The organism is Pseudomonas sp. 11/12A (assembly GCF_000800055.1).
Classification (GTDB): Bacteria; Pseudomonadota; Gammaproteobacteria; order Pseudomonadales; family Pseudomonadaceae; genus Aquipseudomonas; species Aquipseudomonas mohnii.
In genome coordinates, this window is record NZ_JUGV01000001.1 from 4058606 (window position 1) to 4082458 (window position 23853).

Below are 23853 nucleotides of genomic sequence, written 5' to 3' on the forward strand. Positions count from 1 at the left end.
TCTACATCAAAATACTCTAGCTGGCGACTTTGAAACAATTTCAGCCCTCAAGTTCAGGCTGACACAAAAACGGCCATCCGCGGATGGCCGTTTCTTACCTTTATTAAAGGCTGGGTTATGCTTTGTCGATGCCTTTCTTCAGGGCATCCTTGGCTTTGCCAACGGCTTGCTGGGCTTCGCCTTTCTTTTCCTGCATCACGCCTTCGGCGCGCATTTTGTCGTTACCGGTGACTTTACCCACGCCTTGCTTGACGTTACCGGTTGCTTCGTTGGCCATGCCTTTTACTTTATCGCCAGTGCTGCTCATGGTGTTTCTCCTGTGAACATCTCGATGAAAAAGGTCGTTACACAAGGTTGACCGGAAGCGTTTGCACGGAGTTTCATTTATTTTCAGCCCGACATTTCATCGTTCAGCGCAGGTTGGGCTTTATGTTTGCCCGGCAACCCCCGAGAATGCCGCAACGTATTCAGGCCATGGCGCTGAAGATCCAATCCCGTAGGAATGTTATGAAACTCGATAAAAAGCAGGCCATTGCCCGCAGAAACCAGGAACTCGGCGGTGCAGTGCTTGGCGTCAACAACTGCCACTTCACCGAATTGAACCGCAACCGCAACATCTGGTGGTTCGATATTCCGGTCGCGCGTCTGGCCATTGGTCAGTACGAGTGGATTCACCTGCTGATGCACGCCCCGGAAACCGACGAACTGTTGCACCTGAAAGTGCCGACGGTATTCCTGCGCGAGAAGCTCGAAGGTCTGGTGGTGCGCAACCAGGGCAAGCGCAAGGCCGCATTGAGCCTGGAACTGAGCGCCGACAAGGACTCGTACCTGCAGGACATGCGCCCGGCGGGCACCAACGTCAATTTCGCGCCGTTCCGGCAATAAGCCTCGCCACAAGAGCACTAACAAAAAGCCCCGCGTCTGCGGGGCTTTTTGATTAGGCGGCGTTCTTCGCCTTGATCTTCTTCAACTCTTCATCACGCAACTCGCGACGCAGGATTTTGCCAACGTTGGTGGTCGGCAATGCATCGCGAAACTCCACGGAGCGCGGCACCTTGTAGCCGGTGACGTTGGCGCGCATGTGCTCCATCACCTGCTCCTTGGTCAGCGTCACGCCTGGCTTGGCGACGATGAAGATCTTGATCGCCTCCCCCGATTTCTCGTCCGGAATGCCGATGGCCGCGCATTGCAACACGCCCGGCAAGGTTGCCAGTACATCTTCGAGTTCATTCGGGTAAACGTTGAAACCGGACACCAGGATCATGTCTTTCTTGCGATCGACAATGCGCATGTAGCCATCCGGCTGGATCAGCGCGATGTCCCCGGTCTTCAACCAGCCTTCGCTGTCGAGGATTTCATCGGTGGCGTCCTGACGCTGCCAGTAGCCCTTCATGACCTGCGGACCTTTCACGCACAGTTCGCCGATTTCGCCCATTGGCTGTTCAACACCGGCATCGTCGATGACTTTGCACAGGGTCGATGGCACCGGAATGCCGATGGTGCCAATCTGAATGTTCTGGATCGGGTTGACCGTCGCCACCGGGCTGGTTTCGGTCATGCCGTAACCTTCGCAGATGGCGCAACCGGTGACGGCTTTCCAGCGCTCGGCCGCCGCCAGTTGCAGGGCCATGCCGCCGGACAAGGTCACTTTCAGCGCCGAGAAGTCCAGCTTGCGGAAGCCTTCGTTATTGCACAGGGCCACGAACAGAGTGTTGAGGCCGACGAAACCGCTGAACTTCCACTTCGACAGCTCCTTGACCATCGCCGGCAAGTCGCGCGGGTTGCTGATCAGGATGTTGTGGTTGCCGATCAGCATCATCGCCATGCAGTGAAAGGTGAAGGCATAGATGTGGTACAGCGGCAGCGGCGTGATCAGGATCTCGCAACCTTCATTGAGGTTGGAGCCCATGAGCGCCTTGCACTGCAGCATGTTCGCCACCAGGTTGCGGTGGGTCAGCATGGCGCCCTTGGCCACACCGGTGGTGCCGCCGGTGTATTGCAGCACCGCCACGTCACTGCTGGCCGGGCTGGCTTCCGCCACTGGCTGACCATGCCCCTTGCTCAATACGTCATTGAACTTGACGGCTTTTGGCAGGTGGTACGCCGGGACCATCTTCTTCACGTATTTGATGACGCTATTGATCAGCAGGCGCTTGAGCGGTGGCAGCAGGTCGGCCACTTCGGTGACGATCACGTGCTTGACGCCGGTTTTCGGCACGACGGTCTCGGCCAGGTGCGCCATGTTGGCCAGGCACACCAGGGCCTTGGCACCGGAATCGTTGAACTGGTGTTCCATTTCCCGCGCGGTGTACAGCGGGTTGGTATTGACCACGATCAAGCCCGCGCGGATGGCACCAAAGACGGCAATCGGGTATTGCAGCACGTTGGGCAGTTGCACGGCGATTCGATCGCCGGGCTGCAAATCGGTATGCTGTTGCAGGTAAGCCGCAAAGGCACCGGACAATTCGTACAGTTCACCGTACGTGATTGTCTTGCCCAGGTTGCTGAACGCCGGCTTGTTGGCGAAGCGATGGCAGGATTGCTTCAACACTGCCTGAATATTCGGGTACTCGTCTGGATTGATGTCGGCAGCAACTCCAGCTGGGTACTTATCCTTCCAAAAGTCTTCGTTCATGGAAGCCCACTCCTCAGCAACGCGAATTCAGCACCGCATTTGATGCGATTATTATTGGTGTGATTATTGGTGAGTCTGGCTTTTTACAAGGCCGAGAAGTCACAAAGCGCGCCGAGAGTAGCAGCTTTGCCAAGGGTCGACTAGAGCCAAAAGCGGCCTCTACGGTCACTTTTGTGACTCAAGAATGACAAGCGGTCATTTTAGAGCAAAGATTCTATAAAGCGCTGAAAGCCCCGAAAACCGGGGCTTAAATCAATGTAGGAGCGAGCCTGCTCGCGAAAAACTGGAGACCGCCGCGGGGCATCTGGTTCTACGCGTCATCGTTCAAGACAATCGCGAGCAAGCTCGCTCCTACACCGATCCACGCAAAGCGCGGCCATTCATCGATCAAGCGATATCACGCAACTCCCGTCGCAAGATCTTGCCCACCGGCGTCATTGGCAACGACTCACGCAACACGATGTGCTTGGGCACTTTGTACGCCGTGAAGTTTTCCTTGCAGTACGCCTTCAGCTCTTCAAGGCTGACCCCCGCTTCACGGGCCACCACAAACAACTTCACCGCTTCGCCCGAGCGCTCGTCCGGCACCCCGATGACCGCGCAGTTGGCGACTTTCGGGTGGGCCATGACCACGTCTTCAATCTCGTTCGGGTACACGTTGAAACCCGAGACGATGATCATGTCCTTCTTGCGATCGACGATACGCACAAACCCGTCCGGGTCGATCACGGCAATGTCGCCGGACTTGAACCAGCCCTCGGCATCCAGCACTTCTTCAGTGGCTTCGGGTTTCTGCCAGTAGCCCTTCATGATCTGCGGGCCTTTGATACACAGTTCGCCGCGCTCGCCCAACGGCTGTTCGACGCCTTCATCGTTGATGACCTTCAGCGTGGTGCCCGGCACCGGCAAGCCAACCGTGCCGATGCGCGACTGGTCGCCATACGGGTTGGTGCAGGCCACGGGCGAGGTTTCCGTCAGGCCGTAGCCTTCAGTGATGCGGCAACCGGTCATTTGCTCCCAGCGCTCGGCGGTGGCCTTGACCAGTGCGGTGCCGCCGGAGTTGGTGAGCTTGAGGCTGGAGAAATCCAGGGTCTTGAAATCCGGGTGATCCATCAACGCGACAAACAGCGTGTTGAGCCCCAGCAATGCCGAGAACCGCCAGTTCTTCAGTTCCTTGATAAAGCCGCCGATGTCCCGCGGATTGGTGATCAGCACGTTGTGGTTGCCGGTCACCATCATGCACATGCAGTTCGCCGTGAAGGCATAGATGTGGTAAAGCGGCAGCGGCGCGATCATCACTTCCTGTCCTTCGCGCAGCAGCGGGTGGCCGTCGACAGCGGTCTGACTGAGGCAGGCCCGCGCCTGCTGCATATTGGCCACCAGGTTACCGTGGGTCAGCATCGCGCCCTTGGCCAGGCCGGTGGTGCCGCCGGTGTATTGCAGCACCGCGATGTCATCGAGGCCGGCGTTCAACGGCTTGATCCCCAGGCCCTGGCCCAGGCGCAGTGCACTCTTGAAGGAAATCGCCTGGGGCAAGTGATAGGCCGGGACCATTTTCTTGACCTTGCTCACCATGGTATTGACTAGCCAGCCCTTGGCGGCGGGCATCAGGTCGCCCATCTTCGCTTCGATCAGGTACTGCAGGTCGGTATCGGGCAGCACTTCCTGGACTTTCTGCCCGAACATGTTCAGGTACACCAGCGCCCGGGCACCGGAGTCCTTGAACTGATGACGCATTTCCCGCGCGGTGTACAGAGGGTTGGTGTTGACCACGATCAACCCGGCGCGCAATGCGCCGAAGACGGCGATCGGGTAATGCAGGACGTTGGGCATCTGCACCGCGATGCGATCCCCCGGCACCAGGTCGGTGTGGGCTTGCAGGTAACCGGCGAAGGCGGCGCTGTAGCGTTCCAGCTCAGCGTAGGTCAGGGTGACACCCATATTGCTGAACGCCGGGCGATCCGCAAACTTCTTGCAGGAACGTTCGAACACCTCGATCACCGACTTATAGGCGCCCGTATCAATGTCCAGGGGCACACCGGTCGGGCGTTTGTCATTCCAGAAATCAGGTTGCATTGTTCTTGTCCTCTTTACCTGAACCTATCCGGGCCACTTTTCTGTCTCTGTCATTTCTTAAAAGCAGAAAGCGAAAAGCGGAGCTTCACGGACACTAGCAGCTATGTCGAATCAGGCAAATACGCGCACGATCGTCATAGATCGTGTGAATCTTCGTCCCATGGCGTGAGCAGATCAGACGCCCGACGCAGGATGCGCTATACACTTGGGTTGCAAGCCGCAAGTACCATGCCCCAGCAAAGGAAACGCCATGATCCACGACACTTTCTGGCTGACCACCAGCGATCACAGCCGTCTCTTCGTCAACCAGTGGCTACCGGCAGGCAGTCTCAAGGCATTGATTTTGCTGGCTCATGGCATGGCGGAACACAGCGGGCGGTATACGCGTCTGGCGGAAAAACTCTGCGAACAGGGTTACGGCGTGTATGCGCCGGATTTGCGCGGACATGGCAAAACTGCCGAAAACGGGACCCTCGGTCATTTCGCCGATAGCGATGGCTGGAGCAAAGTGGTGGGGGATCTGGCGTGCCTCAACCAGCACATCGGCCAGCAGCATCCCGACATGCCGATTGTGCTGCTCGGTCACAGCATGGGCAGCTACATTGCCCAGGCTTATTTGCTGCATCACAGTGCCAGCCTGCATGGGGCAATTCTCAGTGGATCGAATTTCCAGCCCGTTGCGCTTTATCGCGCGGCGCGGCAAATCGCCCGGTTCGAACGCCTGCGCCAAGGCCCCAAAGGCCGCAGCGCCCTGATCGAATGGTTGTCATTCGGCTCGTTCAACAAGAAGTTCAAACCGGCGCGTACCCGGTTCGACTGGCTCAGCCGCGATCCGAAGGAGGTCGACTTGTACGCCAACGATCCGCTCTGCGGCTTCCGTTGCACCAATCAGCTGTGGATCGATTTGCTCGGCGGGTTGCAGCAAATCAGCAAAGCGTCCAATCTCGCTCAGATCGATCCGGGCCTGCCGTTGCTGGTGATTGGCGGCGAATGTGATCCGGTGAGCGAAGGCAAACGTCTGACAGATCTGGCCAATGCCTTGCGCAAGGCCGGCAGCCAGAGCCTGCAACTGACTATTTACCCGCAGGCGCGGCATGAACTGTTCAATGAAAGCAACCGCGATGAAGTGACCGCCGATGTGCTGGCCTGGATCGCCCAGGTCTTGAGCCATCGTCGTCCACACCGAGCCGAATAGTTTTTTGTGAATTTTTTTATTCGTCACAGGAATTGAGACAGATGACCCAGGTTACCAACACCCCTTACGAAGCCCTTGAAGTCGGCCAGACCGCCAGCTTCAGCAAGACCGTCGAAGAGCGCGACATCCAGTTGTTCGCCGCGATGTCGGGCGACCACAATCCGGTACACCTGGACGCCGAATACGCCGCCAGCACCATGTTCAAGGAACGTATCGCCCACGGCATGTTCAGCGGCGCGCTGATCAGTGCGGCAGTGGCTTGCGAGTTGCCCGGGCCGGGCACGATTTATATCGGTCAACAGATGAGCTTTCAGAAGCCGGTGAAAATTGGCGACACCCTGACCGTGCGTCTGGAGATTCTCGAAAAGCTGCCGAAGTTTCGGGTGCGCATTGCCACCCGCGTGTTCAACCAGCGTGATGAACTGGTAGTGGATGGCGAAGCGGAAATTCTGGCGCCGCGCAAACAGCAGAGCGTGACCCTGACCGAGTTGCCGGCCATCAGCATCGGTTGATCCCCCCCTGACCCGTGGCGAGCGAGCTTGCTCCCTCGCCACGGGCACAATTTAGCGCGCACCCTCCTGCACCTGCACGCTCGCCGTCATCCCCGCACTCAGATTCAGCCCTTCGGGCACGTGGTCCAGTTTGATCCGCACCGGAATCCGTTGCGCCAGCCTGACCCAGTTGAAGGTCGGCTCCACTTCCGCCAGCAATTGACCATCAGGCGTCGTATTGCGATCGGTAATCCCGCGGCTGATGCTTTCCACATGTCCCTGCAACGCCTCCCCGGCGCTCATCAACCAGACCTTCACCGGATCGCCGACGCGAATCCGCGGCAGTTTGGTTTCTTCGAAATATGCCTGCACATAGAAGGTCGAATCGTCGATCAACGCCATGACCGATTGCCCGGCATTCACATAATTGCCTTCGGCCAGGCGCAGGTTGGTGATATGGCCATTGCGCGGCGCGTAGACCTGGCTGCGGTCCAGATTGATTTGTGCCATCTTGGCTTCGGCCTGGGCTTCACGCAGTTCGCCACGGGCAATGCCCGCGTTGATTTGCGCGTTTTCACGCAGTTCGGCGCTGATCGCTTGCGGCCCGAGGCTGGCGCGACGGCTGGCTTCGCGCTCGCGTAGATTGAGCTGTTGCTGACGGGTCTGCACCACCGCCAGGGCCTTTTCCAGCGCGGCTTCGAAACGGTCACGGTCGATACTCAACAACAGGTCGCCGGCCTTCACCTGCTGGTTGTCATACGCCTTGAGTTCACGCACCCAACCCGACACGTCCGGGGAAATCACCACCACATCGGCACGAATTCGCGCGTCGCGAGTCCAGGGCGTGAGCATGTAGTACTGCCATAAATGGAACCCGGCAAAAATCGCCACCGCCACCAGACACAGGGTTACCGCGACACGTACGGAGGTACGCATATTCAACTCCTTATAAGGGACCGAGGACGAAGGTAATCACGGTCAATACACAGACGTACAAGGCGCAATCAAACAATGCTTCATGCCAGATCCAGCGGCTCACCGGGGTCAACCGCAACAACAGGCGCAAGGCGCCGGTCACCAGCAACGCCAGCACCACATAAATCAGAAACGGGCTGAGCAGTACCCCGCCCACCGACCACTCACGCAAGCCCATCGACGTCCTCCTGCTGGCGGCACCAGGCACGCCAGCTGTTTTGCAATTGCAGCACCGCGCCCTGGGCCAGCTTCACCGCGTCATCGGGGGGCAAGGCGTACAAGGATTGCAGCAAGGCTTGGCTCGGCTCGGCCAACGCTTCGGCGCGACTGCCAGCCGGACCTTGTTGCAGGACTTTTTCCAGGTGCTCCAGGTAGTGCCGTTGCGGTGCGGTCAGCGGCACCTGCGCCACTGCCAGGCTCAAGCGCAGGTGCAACAATTCATCGCCGATATCCAGGCCGAGCAAGCCATCGTCCCAGCGACTGCGTGCTGGCTCCGGCAGCTCCGGATAAAGCCGCGCCAATTGCAGCAAACGGTCGGCCATGCGTCCGCCGAACCAGCTCTCGGCGCCGGCAAGATTGCGCCGGGTCAGGCGTACCAGGTCGCCAAGGGTCGCGGCCAACAGGCGTCGGGCATGCCAGGTCGGGTTGCGCAGGATCAGTAAATGAAACGCCAGCACCGCCGCACCGACGCCTATCACCATGGCTTGTGCACTGTTGAAAAACACGGCGACGTCGAACTTCATCTGATTCAACGGCGCCACCAGCACAATGAAGTGCAGACAGAACGAAGTCGCCGTGGCGCCAATCTGCGGCTTGGCCATGCCCAGCGCTCCGAAAAACAATGGCACGCCCAAGCCCAGACAGAGCATCGCGAAACTGCTCCATTGCGGCAGCAGAATCTGTCCGACGATAAACGCCACCGGAAGGGCCAGAAAAATCCCGCGCATGAAACTCATGCCGATCTGCGCGCCGTTCTCGCGGCTGGCGAACAGGCTGCACACCACACACGTCAGCAATAGCGCCCCGGCCGCGGCGGGCCATGCCGTCGCGAGCCAGAAACACGAAACCACCAGAAAGGCCAGCGCGCTGCGGGCACCGAACACCAGCGCCAGGGACAGGTCACGGTGTGGGGTCAGGGATCTTGGCGGGTCGAGGGACTCCCCCCCCTGCTCCACCGCTTGCAACGCGGTACCGGCCGCCAGCGCGGTGTCCATCAACAAGGTCAACCGCACCAGGCAGTAACTTTGCGCGGAGCTGATGTGCCGCGCATGGGACGCCTCCAGCAAGCGTGGGCCCAAGGCTTGCAAAAGCGCGGGATCGCCGCTGCCGAGCGCTTCCTGGACTTCGTGCATCCAGGGCGATAATTGCGCCGAGTCCTGTGGCTCCAACTGCTTCCACTGACGACGAACCGAACGGGCGATGCGCAGCAACATCAACAACTTCTGGCTCAGACCGCTGATGGCCCGCGCACGTTGCCGGCCGCGACGGCCTTCGAACCAGGCGTGTTCGCGCTGGGCGTCTACCGCGACGATTCTGCCGAGGATTTCCAGCAAGTCCTTGCGCGCCTGGCCATCGCCGGCCAGGGTCGCCCGCGCGGCGTTCATACCGCTGCGCCACGCCGCACGGGCCTGATCGGCCAGTTGCAGCTCGACCCGCATCGGCCAGAGCAAGGCACTGCTGGCTGTGGCACAGACAATCCCCAGGCAAATTTCCGTGCATCGCGCCACGGCCTGATCGAACACTGTCAGCGGATGGGCAATGGCCGGCAAAGCAATGATCGCCACCGTGTACCCGGCCAGCACAAATGAATAAGACCAGGCGCTGCGCAGCAGGGTCGAACTCGCCGTACACAGTCCGAGCCACAGCGCCAGGGCCAACAGGAACAACCACGGCGTCTGGGCGAAAGCGCCCATGAACACCACCGACATGATCGTCCCGATCAATGTGCCCAACAGCCGCGCCAGGCCCTTTTGCAGCACCATGCCGGACAATGGCTGCGCCACGATGAACGCCGTCATCAGCGCCCAGGCCGGTTGCTCCAGCCCCCAGCGCAGGGCCAGCCACAGTGCCAGGCCTCCGCCGATCAGGGTCTTGATCGCGAATTGCACGGCACGCAGGTCAGGCGCCAATAAAGCCTGGAAAGTGATGGGCACGAAAGGGACTCTTGGAAAGACGATTTAACGATAGACGGCTTCAGTGAAAACTTGAGAAACAAATTATTAGCTAGCTATCGATGTCCCGTCCAGCGCTAATTCACAGGCACAAAAAAACGCCAGACTGGCTGGCGTTTTTGACAGCAAACGTACGCTTACGAGCGTGCGCGTGCCTGGTTACGCAGGACTTTCACTTGATCGTGATTGCGTTGCACGCCGTGGTACTGACGCTCAACGAGGTCGCGAATGCCTACCAGGTTATGCTTGTTGATTTTTTCCATGGCGTCTCGGTATGCCTTCAGCGCATGGTCTTCGCCACGCTCGGCTTCATTGAGCACCGCTTCTTCGTCCTTGCCGGTGAACATCGACTTCACGTCAACCCAGCGACGGTGCAAGTCACCACTGACACTGGTGGAGGTTTCCGGATCGCCGCCCATGGAACGAACCGCACTTTGCAGTTCAGAAGCCGCCGTGGCGCACTCTGCGGAACGTTGCGAGAACAGGGTTTTGAGTTCAGGGTGTTTGATGTCTTCAGCGCAAGTCTTGAACCCTTCCTGACCGTCCTTGCTGGTTTCAATCAGGTCGTTGAGTACAGAAATCGCTTCTTTATTCATGTCAGTCATTTTTCAATTCCTTGCGGGTGGATGAAAGTTGCAATAGGTATTGCACCTCGCATGCCAGCTTTCTATCGACCAATTACTCCTTGTATTTCAAGTAGTTATGAATATCGGTTAAATCTGTATCCGTTTCTTTTGCATGATCTGTCATTTGGCCTGCATGCAGAATGCCTGTATTTTCCAGACTGATTGATTCCAGGCGATTGATTGATGAACCCTGAAAAACTCGAACTGCTGATAACTCGCCAGATGCCCTTCGGCAAATACAAGGGCCGAATCATTGCCGACCTGCCCGGCCCCTACCTGAACTGGTTTGCCCGGGAAGGATTTCCCCACGGCGAACTGGGCGGTCTGTTGGCCCTGATGCAGGAAATAGATCACAACGGCTTGTCTGAATTGCTCGAACCCTTGCGTGCCAAACACGGCAAACCCGCGCCACGCCACTGAAATGTCCACTCATCGAGTTGCCCATGCCCGATAACACCCGCCGCGCCCGTGATGAATCCTTCTGGCGGACGTTTGCCGACCGCTACGATGTCCAGCCCGGCCCGATCAACCTGGAAAACGGTTACTTCGGACGCATGTCGCGCACGGTGGTCGAGGAGTATCAGCGCAACATCGAACTGATCAACCGCAGTAACTCGGTCTATGTACGCCAGCGCTTCGAGGCGAGTGACGGCCTGAAGATCCTTGCGCGGGTGGCCGGACTGATTGGTGTGCCTGCCGACGCGGTGGCGCTTACACGCAACGCCTCGGACGGCTTGCAGTCACTGATCCGCAACTACAACCGCTTGCAGCCGGGCGACCAGGTGCTGGTATGTGATCTGGAATACGACACGGTCAAGGGCGCCATGCGCTGGCTGGCCCGTCGTCACCGTGGCGTCGAAGTGATCGAGATCGAACACCGGCATCCCGCCAGTTTCGACAGTTTGCTGACCACCTATCGCGAAGCTTTCGTGCGTTATCCACGGCTCAAGCTGATGGCCCTGACCCATGTCACCCATCGCACCGGCCTGGTGATGCCGGTCAAGGCGATTGCCGCCGCAGCCAGGGAACACGGGGTCGACGTAATCCTCGACGGAGCCCATGCATTGGGCCAGTTGGCGTTCGATCTCGAGGAGCTGGGCATCGCCTTCGCGGCCTATAACCTGCACAAATGGATCGGTGCGCCACTGACCCTGGGCTTCCTCTACATTGCCCCTGAACGCCTGGGCGACATCGACCCGGACATGGGCGAGATGCATTTCCCGATAACCGACATTCGCGCCCGTACGCCCTACAGCACCCCGAACATCCCGGCGTTGCTGACCTTGCCGCTGGTGCTGGAGGAGCATTGGGCCATGGGCGGCGCCGCCGCCAAGGGTGCACGGCTCAACTACCTGCGCAACCTGTGGGTTCGAGCGGCGCGTGAGCTGCCGGGCATTGAAGTGCTGACACCGGATGACCCAAGACTCTGTTGCGGCATCACCTCGATGCGTTTCACCGCACACAACGATCAGCAGTCGATGGTCGAGCGGCTGCTCAACGACTACAACCTGTTCACCGTGGTGCGCAGCGGTGCGGCCTGCGGTCCCTGCATTCGCATTACGCCGGGACTGACCACCACCGCTGCCGACATGGCACAACTGATCACGGCGCTGACCGAACTGAGTTGACTCACACCGTGTACTTGTCGAAGTCCTCGGGCTTGATCTGGGATGACACTGCAAAGGTATCGATGCCGATGGTCATCTGCCCGAAAAAGCCGTCTTCATTCGAGTCTCGAGCGAGGGTGTGAACGTTCAAGGTCGAGGCTTCGCCGCCCATGCTCTGGTAGAAAAAGTCTTGATCGTTACTCAATGCAGGGATGGCGCGACCGCTGTACTCCCGGGCATTGAGCACCGAGCGCGCGGCGACCTCGGGAAAGTACAACTGACCGACCCAGGCGACGTGTCGCTCCTGCAGATAGTTGTTACCGCTGGTGATGCGAACGGCGACGTGGATGTGCAAGGCACGCCCGGCATAAAACCCCGGACAGATCGTGGTGAACCGGGCGATGCCTTTCTTGTCGGTGAATTGCCCGCCGCGCAGATAAGTGTCGTCGTCGGTTCGCGGGATCGAGCCGATGTCTCCGGCATCGACTTCCACATCCGGATTGACCTTGCTCCAACCGGAGTATGCCCCGCGCGCATTGCAGTGCCAGATATCCACCAGCGCATCGGGAACGGGCTGGCCGGTCATGGCATCCACTATGGCCAGCCGCAACACCAACGGGATGCCGTCGGCGCCTTCGCTGATATTGCGCCTGATCAGTTTCGGATTGCGGAAATAGGGACCGGCTATCTGTTCCGGTGAAAGCAGGTAAACGGGTGTTGCTGAGGTGTTGTCGTCCATGACGTTCTCTCTTCCTTAAGAAGAACGCAGGCTAGCACCGGCCGAAACACGTCACGCGGTAACTATGTATCGCATGATGTCCCTGTGGGAGCGAACGCGTTCGCTCCCATCTGCTTTTTTGCGGGCAAAAAAAAGGTGCGCCGACCAAGCGCACCGAAAAGCCGTAGAACACACAACGAGGTGTCAGGTGAAGCGGATCAGTCCAGCAGCGCCAAAGCTTCGGCGGTGCACTCCTGAATGCGGGCCCAGTCGCCGTTCTTGATCCACTCCGGATCAAGCATCCAGCTACCGCCCACGCACATGACGTTTTTCAGCACCATGTAGCTTTTGATGTTGGCCGGGCCGACACCGCCGGTCGGGCAGAATTTCACTTCGCCGAACGGGCCGCCCAGGGCCTTGATGGCCGCGACGCCGCCGCTGACTTCCGCCGGAAACAGCTTGAAGCGGCGATAGCCCAGACCGTAGCCCTCCATGATGCCCGACGCATTGCTGATACCCGGCAACAGCGGGATCGGGCTGGCGACGCTGGCTTCCAGCAGGTCACGGGTAATGCCCGGCGTCACGATGAACTGCGAACCGGCAGCTTCCGCAGCCGCCAGCATGTGGCGGTCGAGCACGGTGCCGGCACCGGTCACCAGTTCCGGACGCTGCTCACGCAGGATCTGAATGGCCTTGAGGCCGAACTGCGAACGCAAAGTCACTTCCAGCGCGGTCAGACCGCCAGCGGCGAGCGCATCGGCCAGCGGCAGGACGTCCTGCTCGCGAGCGATGGTGATGACCGGCAGAATCCGCGCCCTGGCGCAGAGGTCGTCGATCAGGGCAACTTTGTCCGCCATGGAAACGGTCGGGGATGGGTTTTTCATAGCGGCTGTTCCTTGGCTCATGGGCACCAGTAAATCTCTAACGTGGGTTGCAAAAATGCGCGAATCGGCAATTCGGCGACATCGTCGCCGGCCAAAGCGGTGTTCAGGGTGGTCAGCTTGGACTGACCGGAAATCGACAGCACTTTATGTTTGGCCGAAGCCAGCAGCGCACGACTCATGGTCAGGCGCTGATGCGGCACGGTCGGCGCCAGCATCGGGTAGCAACGACGCGTGCCATCGGCTTTCAAGGCGTCGGCGAGGTTCGGGCTATTGGGGAACAGGGATGCGGTGTGACCGTCGTCACCCATGCCCAGCACCAGCACGTCGATTGCCGGCAATTCAGCCAGCAAACGGTCCGCTTGGTCGGCCGCCTGTTCCAGGTTGGCAGTGGCGCTGTACAGACTCAGGAACTGCGCCTTGGCCGCCGGGCCTTGCAGCAGATACTTCTTCAGCAGGCCGGCATTGCTGTCGGCGTGCTCAACCGGGACCCAACGCTCATCAGCCAGGCTCACCACCACGTTCGACCAGTCCAGTGGCTGCTTGGCCAGGTGCTGAAAAAATGCCACCGGGCTGCGACCACCGGACACCACCAGCGTTGCGGTGCCCTGGGTGTCGATCGCCTCGCGCAATTGTTTGGCCACGCCCAGCGCCAGGCTTTCCGCCAATTGCATCGGGTTCTTGAACTCACGGGCGCTGACGCCCTGAGGCAGTTTCAAATCAGATATCGCCATACCACGACCTCCCGTCCCGCGTGATCAGAGCAATGGAGCTCATCGGCCCCCAGGACCCGGCCGCGTAGGGCTTGGGCGCATCACCGGATTTTTTCCATCCGGCGATCAACTGGTCACACCACTTCCACGCGGCTTCGATTTCATCTTTACGGACAAACAGGTTCTGATTGCCGCGCATCACTTCCAGCAACAACCGCTCGTAGGCATCGGGAATCCGTGCACTGCGCCAGGTGTCGGAAAAATTCAGTTGCAACGGACCGCTGCGCAACTGCATGCCCTTGTCCAGGCCTTGTTCTTTGGTCATCACACGCAAGGAAATGCCTTCGTCCGGTTGCAGGCGGATAATCAGCTTGTTGCTGATTTGCAGGCGCTGCTCGGGAGCGAAGATGTAATGCGACGGTTCCTTGAAGTGGATGACAATCTGCGAGAGCTTCTGCGGCATGCGCTTGCCGGTACGCAGATAGAACGGCACGCCGGCCCAGCGCCAGTTGCGGATATCGGCACGCAAGGCGACGAAGGTTTCGGTGTCGCTCTGGGTGTTGGAATTTGGCTCTTCCAGGTAACCCGGTACCGGTTTGCCTTCGCTGTAGCCGGCGATGTATTGGCCGCGCACCACTTGCGTGGTCAGGCCTTCCGGACTGATCGGCGCCAGCGCCTTGAGGACTTTGACTTTCTCGTCGCGGATGCTGTCGGCGGACAGGTCGGCCGGCGGGTCCATGGCGATCAGGCAGAGCAGTTGCAGCAGGTGATTCTGGATCATGTCCCGCAGCTGACCGGCCTTGTCGAAGTAACCCCAGCGGCCCTCGATCCCGACTTTCTCGGCCACGGTGATTTCCACGTGGGAGATGTAATTCTGGTTCCACTGGGTTTCGAACAGGCTGTTGGCGAAACGCAGGGCGATCAGGTTCTGGACAGTTTCCTTGCCCAGGTAGTGGTCGATGCGATACGTGCGGTTTTCCGGGAAGAACTGCGCTACGGCATCGTTGACCTTGCGCGAGGATTCCAGGTCCGAACCGATAGGTTTTTCCAGCACCACGCGGGTGTTTTCCGCCAGGCCGACCTTTGCCAGGTTTTCGCAGATCGCGCCATACACCGCTGCCGGCGTGGCGAAATAGGCAATGACCCGCTGCGCGCTGCCGGCCATTTCAGCCAGGGCCACATAGTCGTCGGCGTTGAGGAAATCGACGTGCAGGTAGCTCAGGCGCGCCAGGAAGCGTTCGACCACGGCTTCGTCCAGCTCTTTGGCACCGACGTAGCGGCGCAGTTCGGCGCGGATGAACGCCAGATGCTGCTGTTCATCGCCCGGCTCACGGGCCAGCGCGATGATCCGCGTGTCCTCGTGCAGGAGGCCCGCACCGTCGAGCTGATAAAGGGCAGGAAACAGCTTGCGCAAGGCCAGGTCGCCAAGGGCGCCGAACAAGGCGAAGGTGCACGGTTCAACCGTAATCGAAGGCATGATGTTTGTTCTTTTATCAAGTTAAGCTACAAATACCTTTTTTCAAGGCATCACTCAAGGGAAAATGTAGTAATAACCACAACATTTTCGCAAAATACAGATTCCGAGTGGTGGTCGGTCAGAGCCATCAGTAGGATAGGCCACCGTTATGGGCCACACCAAAGGCCCTTTTTGCATTAGCCGCGCGCTTATCGGCGTCGGTGAATCAAGGAAACTCATATGGACCGCGTGCGAAATTTACTGGAACAGATCCAGAATCGCCTTGAAGAGCTCAACAAGGCCGAACGCAAAGTCGCCGAGGTGATCCTGCTCAACCCACAGCAGGCCACTCGCTTCAGCATCGCCGCCCTCGCCCAGGCCGCTTCGGTCAGCGAACCGACGGTCAACCGTTTCTGCCGTTCATTCGGCGTCAGCGGCTACCCCGAGCTCAAGCTGCAACTGGCCCAAAGCCTGGCCAGCGGCGCGGCGTACGTCAGCCGAGCGGTGGAAGCCGACGACAATCCGGAAGCCTACACCCAGAAAATTTTCGGCAGCGCCATCGCCTCCCTCGACAGCGCTTGCCAGGCCCTCGATCCGAACCTGATCAGCCGCGCCGTCGACCTGCTGATCCAGGCCCGGCAGATCCACTTCTTCGGCCTCGGCGCCTCGGCCCCCGTGGCCCTGGATGCGCAGCACAAATTCTTCCGTTTCAACCTGGCCGTGACCGCCCATGCCGACGTGCTGATGCAGCGCATGATTGCTTCGGTGGCGCATACCGGCGAGTTGTTCGTGATCATTTCCTACACCGGGCGCACCCGCGAACTGGTGGAAGTGGCGCGCATCGCCCGGGAAAACGGTGCCTCGGTGCTGGGCTTGACCGCCGAGAACTCGCCGCTGGCCAAGGCCAGTACCTTGAGCCTGAATATTCCGCTGCCGGAAGACACCGACATCTACATGCCGATGACTTCGCGGATCATTCAGCTCACCGTGCTGGACGTGCTCGCCACCGGCATGACCTTGCGCCGTGGCGTGGATTTCCAGCCGCATCTGCGCAAGATCAAAGAGAGCCTGAATGCCAGCCGGTATCCGGTGGGTGACGAGTTCAATTGATCCAGCATTTGCGCTGACAGATCCGGCCCCATCGCTGGCAAGCCAGCTCCCACAGCGTCCGCGCCGAACCTAAAATTCGCGAACGCCAATGAAACCTGTGGGAGCTGGCTTGCCAGCGGTGGGGCCAGCAGCAACAGCACACATCTAAGCCCCCACCCGCGCCTGCAGACTCAAATGCGCGCGCTCCCCCGGTTTCAGGCACAGGCTGTCAGTGCCGCCGCTTGCGGCTTCTACGCAAACGAACTCGGATATCTCGTTCCAGCTCACCCCCAGCAACGGCCGTGAGCCCGGATGCCAGACAACCGTGTCGGCCGTGTCGCCGGTATCGATGCACAACGCTCGTTGCCAGGCATGGTCGTTGAGCTGCAGTTCGCCGTCATGCTGGAATACCCGCTGACAACCGCCATCGACGCGCAACTCGCCTTCCTGCTGGCAAACCTGACGGTTCAACTGGTCGTAACCTTGCGCGCCTTCGAGCCCAGACAGCGCTACCTCACCGACATCACCAATACGCCAGTAAGCGTGCAAAGCCTGACTCAACTGGCACGGCATGTCGTCCTGATGCTCGGTACTCAGGCGCAGATCCATGCATTCGCCCAAGTGCGCATGCAGATCCACTTTCCAGTCACACAGTTCCAGCTGCCAGTGCAAACGCACACCGTCATCATCACTGCTGCTGTCGATCAACTTCCAGTCGATCAGCCGCGCCCAGCCATGGGACGGCCAGGCATTTTCACTGGGATGACGGCCATACCACGGCCAGCACACTGGCACGCCACCACGGATGGCACCGACTTGCGGCCACTTCGCCGCACACCAAAGCCACGGCTTCTGCCCCTTGGGCTGAAAGTGCAGCAATTGCGCGCCCTGGCGACTGAACACCGCCTGACACAACGGGTGATCGATCACCAACACGTCGCGCTTCTGATAGCGCTCCCATGCAAACACCGGTCGTTCGCGCAAGGATTTGAAGAAGCGTTGTAGCGGATGCTCAAGCATGGGCCACGGTCCTGAAAAACATGGGTGAACTCATCTATTCAAATAGCTTGTTTGCGCTTTTTTTGTGGCGAGGGAGCTCGCCCCCTCGCCACAGCAAGCCCCTCGCCACAGGGCCGCACAAAAAAAAGCGGACAGCCATGGCTGTCCGCAAAAATGCGCACATAGAGAGGAGCTTATCGCAACCGCGTTAGAACACCGACTGAATTTTCAGGCCGGCGACCAATGCGTTGTCGACTTCATCCACACCGCCAGGGTGAGTGATGTATTGCAGGTTGGGACGCACGGTCAGCCAGTTGGTCACGTGGAAACCGTAGTTGAGCTCGTAGTTGTATTCGGTTTCACGAATCGGCGAGAACACCGGATTGTCGTAGTCCGAAACGCCATTGGAAGCATTGACCAACTCAGCGTTTTTCTTCACGTCATCGTTGACATGGATACGGGCGAAACCAATGCCCACGTCATCCTTCGGACGCGCGTCGAACGGGCCCTTGTACACAAACATCAGCGACTGGTAGTTGTCGATGAAGTTGGTGTCCTTGTCGTGGAAAGTGGCGTTGGCGGCGATGTTCAGACCGCGAGAAGCATCGCCATTGTGGCTGGTGAGTTGCTGTTGCGCGACGAACCAGTAGCCGTGCTTGCTATCGTGGACGCGATAAGGCTGGCCGGTGGTCGCGGCGTTCTGGCCATTGGCGTCCTCGAGCACGTCATCGGCCGGGGCGGTACTTTTGTAGTAACCGACGCGGTATTCGCCAGGCAGGCTGTTGACCTTCGGCGACCAGACCAGTTCGACCGGCAACACGGTGCCCGCCGTACCGCTGCCGCTGAGCTTGAAGCCGTTACCGTGCTCCAGCTGCGACGGGTTCTGGTTGTACGCGCCAATCTGAGCGTAGAGCTCGTCATTGATGTTGTACTTCACGCGGATCGCCGCCTGGCTGACCGGCCAGTTGTACCAGATGTTGGTCGCCCAGTTACCCACCTGGGAGCCGCAGAACGCCAGGTTCTGGAATTCGCACGGGAAGGTGTTGAAGTCTTCGCCTTCACCGAAGTAACCGGCCTTGACGTCCAGCTTGTTGTCGAAGAATTGATGCTGAATCCACAACTGGGTCAGGCGGACCATATGGCCACGACCGTAGACTTCCTGGGAAGAACTCAAGGTGCCGGCACGCGGGTCGCCGATGCGATCGTTGGAGATGTTCTCACCGTTACGGTTGGTGAGCTGGATCTTGGCCTGGGTGTTATCCCAACCGAGCAGTTTTTGCAGGTCCAGAGCCGCCCCCAGGCCGAACTGGTCACTGTAGCGCGCGGTCTTGTCATCGTTGAACCCGCCATGGAGGTTCCCGCCCACTTCACCGACATAGTCCATCTTGATGTCGATGCCTTGCTCGATCAGCTTGGTACGCTCGCCACCCCAATCGCCCGTCATCCACTTGGAGTCGGAGCTGAACGCCTCATCGGCCATCGCATTACCGGCCAGAACCAGTGCCGCCGCTGCTGAGACCTGGCAGATCAACCGGGCCGTGTTTCTCGTCTTCATCCCTACATCCTCGTTTTATTGTTATTAACTTTTCTTTTTCTAACGCGGTTACAGCGGTTGTGATGCACGACAGGCCGCGCATCACGGATTCCCCCCTGCAGGAGCGAGCCTGCTCGCGAGAAACCTGAGAACACCGTGGGGTGTCAGGTTTCCAGTGTCATCGTTGACGTCCATCGCGAGCAGGCTCGCACCTGCAGTTTTGTTGTTCAGCGGCCTTTGAATTGCGCAACGTTGGCAGCGTGCGCTTCGGCTTTCGGCAGACCGGCCACCCCCAAACGTTCCCCGGTCTTGGCATCGAACAGCAGCACTTTCGCCGGATCGAACTGCAAGGTCAGGCTCTCGCCAACGGCAGGTGCAACGTCCGGTGCCAGGCGGCAGCAAACCTTGGTGTCGTTGAGGTTGACGAAGACCAGGGTGTCGGGACCGGTCGGTTCAGTGACCTGGACTTCGGCGCGAATGGTCGGCAAACCAGTGGTTTCGCCATTCGCCAGAACGATCTGCTCCGGACGCATGCCGAGAATCACTTCACGGTCTTCGAGACCGGCGTCCTGCATCCCCAGCGGCAATTCGCAGCGCGCCTGGCCGCTGTCGAGCAACGCCAGCAAACGACCGTCCTTGCGTTGCAGACGCAAGGGAATGAAGTTCATCGGCGGCGAACCGATGAAGCTCGCCACGAACAGGTTGGCCGGGTTGTTGTAGATGTCTTTCGGCGTGCCGAACTGCTGGATGATGCCGTCCTTCATCACCGCCACTTTGTCGCCCAGGGTCATCGCTTCGATCTGGTCGTGGGTGACGTAGACGGTGGTGGTTTTCAGGCGCTGGTGCATCAATTTCATTTCGGTGCGCATCTCGACCCGCAGCTTGGCGTCGAGGTTGGACAGCGGTTCGTCGAACAGATAGATCTTCGGCCGGCGTGCCAGGGCCCGGCCCATCGCCACGCGCTGTTGCTGGCCACCGGAGAGCTGGCCTGGCTTGCGGTTGAGCAGGTGTTCGATCTGCAACAGCTTGGCCACGCGAGCCACTTCCTCATCGATGGCCGACTGGCTCATCTTGCGGATTTTCAGTCCGAACTCGATGTTCTCGCGCACGCTCATGGTCGGGTACAGCGCATAGGACTGGAACACCATGGCGATGTCACGATCCTTGGGGCTCATGCCGCTGACGTCCTGATCACCGATCATGATCGCGCCGCCGGTGATCGTTTCAAGGCCGGCGATGCAGTTCATCAGGGTCGACTTGCCGCAGCCCGACGGGCCGACGAGGATCAGGAACTCACCGTCCTTGATCGACAGTTCGATGTTCTTCAGGGTGTCCGGCAGGCCGGCACCGTAGGTCTTGTTTACGTTGCGAAGTTCGAGCGTAGCCATGATTACCCCTTGACTGCGCCGGCCGTCAGCCCGCGCACGAAATACTTGCCTGCGACCACATAGACCAGCAGGGTCGGCAAACCGGCGATCATCGCCGCCGCCATATCAACGTTGTATTCCTTGGCCCCGGTACTGGTGTTGACCAAGTTGTTCAGCGCCACCGTGATCGGTTGCGAATCACCGCTGGAGAACACCACCCCGAACAGGAAGTCGTTCCAGATCTGAGTGAACTGCCAGATCAGGCAGACCATGATGATCGGCGTCGACATCGGCAGGATGATCCGGCGGAAGATGGTGAAGAAACCCGCACCGTCGAGGCGCGCGGCTTTGACCAGCGCATCGGGAATGCTGATGTAGTAGTTACGGAAGAACAGCGTGGTGAACGCCAGGCCGTAGACCACGTGCACGAACACCAGGCCCGTGGTGGTGCTCGCCAGGCCCATCTTGCCGAGGGTGAACGAGGCCGGCAGCAGGACGGTCTGGAACGGCAGGAAGCAGCCGAACAGCAGCAGACCGAAGAACAACTGCGAACCACGAAAACGCCACATCGACAACACGTAGCCGTTCAAGGCACCGATGGCCGTGGAGATAAGTACCGCTGGAACGGTGATCTTGATCGAGTTCCAGAAGTAACCGTCAACCGTGGCCCAGGCCTTGACCCAACCGATACCGCTGACCACGGTCGGCCAGCTCAGCAGGTTGCCGGTGCTGATGTCTTCGGGGGTCTTGAAGCTGGTCAACAGCATGACCACCAGCGGAATCAGGTAGAGCATCACGGCGAGGATCAGCACCGCATAGATCGCGATGCGACTCAGGCTGATGGCGGGTTTGGCAGCGAGACTAGTCATGACGCTTGGTCCTCAGCTCGGAGTACAGGTAAGGCACGATGATTGCGAGAATCGCACCGAGCATCAGAATCGCACTGGCCGAGCCCATGCCCATCTGGCCGCGACTGAAGGTGAAGGAATACATGAACATCGCAGGCAGGTCCGAGGAGTAACCCGGGCCGCCGGCAGTCATCGCCGCCACCAGGTCGAAACTCTTGATCGCAATGTGCGCCAGAATCATCACCGCACTGAAGAACACCGGACGCAGGCTGGGCAGCACCACGCTCCAGTAGATGCGCGGCAGGCTCGCGCCATCGATCTGCGCGGCACGGATGATCGACTGATCGACGCCCCGCAGGCCGGCCAGGAACATCGCCATGATGAAACCCGAGGCCTGCCATACAGCGGCGATCACCAGGCAATAGACCACGCGATCCGGGTCGATCAACCAGTCCAGGCGGAAGCCTTCCCAGCCCCAGTCACGCAACAGTTTGTCCAGGCCCATGCCCGGGTTGAGCAGCCATTTCCATGCGGTACCGGTGACGATCATCGAGAGCGCCATCGGGTACAGGTAAATGGTGCGAATGAAGCCTTCGCGACGGATGCGCTGGTCGAGAAACACCGCCAGCAGCACGCCAATCACCAGCGTGATGCCGATGAACATGCCGCCGAACAGCGCCAGGTTCTTGCTCGCCACCCACCAGCGGTCGTTGTCGAACAACCGTGCGTATTGCGCCAGGCCCGCCCACTTGTAGTTCGGCAGGAAGGTCGACGTGGTGAACGACAGGACGAACGTCCACAGGATATAGCCATAAAAGCCCACCAGAACGATGAACATGCTCGGCGCCAGCACCAGCTTAGGGAGCCAGCGTTGCAATGCATCGAACGGCGAGGCCTTGCTGAACACAGCAACAGAACTCATGGGGAAATCCAGAATAGAGAATTAGGATTACAAGTGCGTTCCCTGTGGGAGCCAGCCTGCTGGCGATTGCGTTGTGTCAGTTCTCACATCAGGTGGCTGACAGTCCGCCATCGCGAGCAGGCTCGCGCCTACAGGGGCCAAGCATTACTTGGCCGACTTGATCGCTGCGCCCAGTTTCTTGGCCGTGTCGGCCGGGTCGGCTTTCGGGTCGTTGATGTAGTTGGTCACTACGTCGAAGAACGCGCCCTGTACCGCCAGCGTGGTCGCCATGTTGTGCGCCATGCTCGGCTGCAGGCCGCCGGACTTGGCGTCAGCCAGGAAGTCCTTGGCCGCGGTCTGGGCGCACGAGTCGAAACCGTACTTGCCCATATCGGCCAGCATGTCGTTGCGCACCGGGATCGAGCCCTTGTTGATGCTGAAGACTTTCTGGAAGTTCTCACCCAACACGACTTTGGCGATGTCCTGCTGACCGGCAGCAGTGCCCTTGTCTTTCTGCTTGAACACCGCCAGGGAGTCGATGTTGTAGGTGAACGCCTTGTCGGTGCCCGGGAACGCTACGCACTCGTAGTCCTTGCCGGCGACTTTTTTGGCGGCGGTCCACTCGGACTTGGCCCAGTCACCCATGATCTGCATGCCGGCCTTGCCGTTGATGACTTTGGCGGCTTCCAGGTTCCAGTCCTGGCCTTTGCCGTCGGCGTCCATGTAGGTCGCGACTTTCTTCAGCTCGGTCAGCGCCTTGACCATTTCCGGACCGGTCAGCGCGGCGTTGTCGAGATCAACCAGGGCTTTCTTGTAGCCATCGACACCCATGACCGAAAGCACGACGGCTTCGAACACGGTGCTGTCCTGCCAAGGCTGACCGCCGTGGGCCAGCGGAATGAAACCGGCAGCCTTGAGCTTGTCGCCGGCGGCGTAGAATTCTTCGAGGGTGGTTGGATTCTTGGTGATGCCGGCTTTCTTGAAGACTTCCGGATTGATCCACAGCCAGTTCACGCGGTGGATGTTCACCGGCACGGCCACGTAATCACCGTCGAACTTCACGGTATCGGAGACTTTCTTGTCGAGCAGGCTGTCCCACTTCTCTTCTTTGGCAACGTCTTTGAGGACGTCGGTGTCCAGCAGGCCGGTCGACGCCCACTCCTGGATGTCCGGCCCCTTGATCTGAGCGACGCCTGGCGGGTTACCGGCCACTGCGCGACTTTTCAGTACGGTCATGGCCGTGGCACCGCCACCACCGGCGACTGCGCCGTCCTTCCAGGTGAAGCCGTCTTTTTCGACTTGTGCCTTGAGGACATCGACCGCTGCTTTTTCACCACCCGACGTCCACCAGTGAACAACTTCCACAGTCCCTTTGGAATCGGCGGCAAGGGCACTGATGGGGAATGCAGCAACAGGGAGTATTGAGGCGAGAGAAATGACAGTAGCGAGGCGAGAAATCGCATTCATCTAGGAGTACCTTTCTTGTTGTTATGCATGCAAGTCTGGTGCTTGCGCTGCATAGGATTTTAAACAGGGGATGCCCCTTCGCAGGTAACGAAGGGACGCGCGAA

23 protein-coding genes are annotated in these 23853 nt (G+C 59.4%); 6 read left to right on the forward strand and 17 right to left on the reverse strand.

The annotated features are described in order from the left end of the window. Positions 1 to 115 precede the first annotated feature (115 nt). Positions 116 to 307 carry a CsbD family protein gene (locus tag GQ39_RS18650; protein WP_047532436.1) on the reverse strand — a complete coding sequence of 64 codons (192 nt, stop codon included), beginning with the start codon at positions 305 to 307 and terminating at the stop codon, positions 116 to 118. 200 nt (positions 308 to 507) lie between these two features. On the opposite strand from GQ39_RS18650, the gene GQ39_RS18655 reads away from it, so the two are divergent. Beyond that, positions 508 to 885, forward strand: a complete 378-nt coding sequence (locus GQ39_RS18655) for a hypothetical protein (protein ID WP_047532437.1) — start codon at positions 508 to 510, stop codon at positions 883 to 885. A gap of 52 nt (positions 886 to 937) precedes the next feature. Here GQ39_RS18655 and fadD1 read toward each other — a convergent pair whose 3' ends face one another. Both fadD1 and fadD2 read right to left on the reverse strand, forming a co-directional pair. Next, the gene (gene fadD1, locus GQ39_RS18660) at positions 938 to 2635 is read right to left on the reverse strand and encodes a long-chain-fatty-acid--CoA ligase FadD1 (protein WP_047532438.1); all 1698 of its coding nucleotides are present in this window, start codon (positions 2633 to 2635) and stop codon (positions 938 to 940) included. A gap of 387 nt (positions 2636 to 3022) precedes the next feature. After that, positions 3023 to 4711: a long-chain-fatty-acid--CoA ligase FadD2 gene (fadD2, locus tag GQ39_RS18665; protein WP_047532439.1), complete on the reverse strand. Its 1689-nt coding sequence runs from the start codon at positions 4709 to 4711 to the stop codon at positions 3023 to 3025. A gap of 250 nt (positions 4712 to 4961) precedes the next feature. On the opposite strand from fadD2, the gene GQ39_RS18670 reads away from it, so the two are divergent. Both GQ39_RS18670 and GQ39_RS18675 read left to right on the forward strand, forming a co-directional pair. After that, a complete protein-coding gene (locus GQ39_RS18670) occupies positions 4962 to 5906 on the forward strand; it encodes an alpha/beta hydrolase (RefSeq protein WP_047532440.1) in 945 nt (314 codons plus the stop codon). 41 nt (positions 5907 to 5947) lie between these two features. Continuing rightward, positions 5948 to 6418, forward strand: a complete 471-nt coding sequence (locus GQ39_RS18675; protein ID WP_007974451.1) for a MaoC family dehydratase — start codon at positions 5948 to 5950, stop codon at positions 6416 to 6418. Positions 6419 to 6469: 51 nt separating this feature from the next. Here the strand turns inward: GQ39_RS18675 and GQ39_RS18680 are convergent, their stop codons facing one another. From GQ39_RS18680 to GQ39_RS18695, 4 genes are all read right to left on the reverse strand, one after another. Then, the gene (locus tag GQ39_RS18680; RefSeq protein ID WP_047532441.1) at positions 6470 to 7333 is read right to left on the reverse strand and encodes an efflux RND transporter periplasmic adaptor subunit; all 864 of its coding nucleotides are present in this window, start codon (positions 7331 to 7333) and stop codon (positions 6470 to 6472) included. Positions 7334 to 7343: 10 nt separating this feature from the next. Next, positions 7344 to 7550 (reverse strand): DUF1656 domain-containing protein, encoded by a 207-nt coding sequence (locus GQ39_RS18685; protein ID WP_047532442.1) that lies wholly within the window; start codon positions 7548 to 7550, stop codon positions 7344 to 7346. Next, positions 7537 to 9525 (reverse strand): FUSC family protein, encoded by a 1989-nt coding sequence (locus GQ39_RS18690; protein WP_047532443.1) that lies wholly within the window; start codon positions 9523 to 9525, stop codon positions 7537 to 7539. Before GQ39_RS18690 ends, GQ39_RS18685 begins: the two co-directional genes overlap by 14 nt. A gap of 155 nt (positions 9526 to 9680) precedes the next feature. Next, positions 9681 to 10148, reverse strand: a complete 468-nt coding sequence (locus GQ39_RS18695; RefSeq protein WP_047532444.1) for a ferritin-like domain-containing protein — start codon at positions 10146 to 10148, stop codon at positions 9681 to 9683. Between the two features lie 204 nt (positions 10149 to 10352). Here GQ39_RS18695 and GQ39_RS18700 point away from each other — a divergent pair, with 204 nt between their 5' ends. Next, entirely contained in the window at positions 10353 to 10589 is a 237-nt protein-coding gene (locus GQ39_RS18700; RefSeq protein ID WP_008056784.1) for a DUF3820 family protein, read from the forward strand. A 23-nt stretch (positions 10590 to 10612) separates the two neighbouring features. Beyond that, entirely contained in the window at positions 10613 to 11797 is a 1185-nt protein-coding gene (locus tag GQ39_RS18705) for an aminotransferase class V-fold PLP-dependent enzyme (RefSeq protein ID WP_047532445.1), read from the forward strand. 1 nt (position 11798) lies between these two features. Here the strand turns inward: GQ39_RS18705 and GQ39_RS18710 are convergent, their stop codons facing one another. From GQ39_RS18710 to zwf, 4 genes are all read right to left on the reverse strand, one after another. Next, on the reverse strand, positions 11799 to 12515 hold the full coding sequence (locus GQ39_RS18710) for an intradiol ring-cleavage dioxygenase (protein WP_047532446.1): 717 nt from the start codon (positions 12513 to 12515) through the stop codon (positions 11799 to 11801). 197 nt (positions 12516 to 12712) lie between these two features. Next, entirely contained in the window at positions 12713 to 13378 is a 666-nt protein-coding gene (locus GQ39_RS18715) for a bifunctional 4-hydroxy-2-oxoglutarate aldolase/2-dehydro-3-deoxy-phosphogluconate aldolase (RefSeq protein ID WP_047532447.1), read from the reverse strand. Between the two features lie 17 nt (positions 13379 to 13395). Beyond that, positions 13396 to 14109, reverse strand: coding sequence for a 6-phosphogluconolactonase (pgl, locus tag GQ39_RS18720; protein ID WP_047532448.1), 714 nt, complete (start codon positions 14107 to 14109; stop codon positions 13396 to 13398). After that, positions 14096 to 15565: a glucose-6-phosphate dehydrogenase gene (gene zwf / locus GQ39_RS18725; protein ID WP_047532449.1), complete on the reverse strand. Its 1470-nt coding sequence runs from the start codon at positions 15563 to 15565 to the stop codon at positions 14096 to 14098. The genes pgl and zwf overlap by 14 nt, the downstream gene beginning before the upstream one ends. Positions 15566 to 15793: 228 nt before the next feature. On the opposite strand from zwf, the gene GQ39_RS18730 reads away from it, so the two are divergent. Then, positions 15794 to 16654, forward strand: a complete 861-nt coding sequence (locus GQ39_RS18730) for a MurR/RpiR family transcriptional regulator (protein ID WP_170948639.1) — start codon at positions 15794 to 15796, stop codon at positions 16652 to 16654. Between the two features lie 144 nt (positions 16655 to 16798). Here the strand turns inward: GQ39_RS18730 and GQ39_RS18735 are convergent, their stop codons facing one another. From GQ39_RS18735 to GQ39_RS18760, 6 genes are all read right to left on the reverse strand, one after another. Continuing rightward, a complete protein-coding gene (locus tag GQ39_RS18735) occupies positions 16799 to 17653 on the reverse strand; it encodes a D-hexose-6-phosphate mutarotase (protein ID WP_047532450.1) in 855 nt (284 codons plus the stop codon). A gap of 187 nt (positions 17654 to 17840) precedes the next feature. Further along, complete coding sequence (locus tag GQ39_RS18740; protein WP_047532451.1) at positions 17841 to 19187, reverse strand: carbohydrate porin; 1347 nt, start codon at positions 19185 to 19187, stop codon at positions 17841 to 17843. Between the two features lie 206 nt (positions 19188 to 19393). After that, entirely contained in the window at positions 19394 to 20554 is a 1161-nt protein-coding gene (locus GQ39_RS18745) for an ABC transporter ATP-binding protein (protein WP_047532452.1), read from the reverse strand. A 2-nt stretch (positions 20555 to 20556) separates the two neighbouring features. Beyond that, entirely contained in the window at positions 20557 to 21402 is an 846-nt protein-coding gene (locus tag GQ39_RS18750) for a carbohydrate ABC transporter permease (RefSeq protein ID WP_047532453.1), read from the reverse strand. Further along, on the reverse strand, positions 21395 to 22303 hold the full coding sequence (locus tag GQ39_RS18755) for a carbohydrate ABC transporter permease (protein ID WP_047532456.1): 909 nt from the start codon (positions 22301 to 22303) through the stop codon (positions 21395 to 21397). The genes GQ39_RS18750 and GQ39_RS18755 overlap by 8 nt, the downstream gene beginning before the upstream one ends. Before the next feature lie 144 nt (positions 22304 to 22447). Further along, positions 22448 to 23749 (reverse strand): ABC transporter substrate-binding protein, encoded by a 1302-nt coding sequence (locus tag GQ39_RS18760; protein ID WP_047532457.1) that lies wholly within the window; start codon positions 23747 to 23749, stop codon positions 22448 to 22450. Positions 23750 to 23853 lie beyond the last annotated feature (104 nt).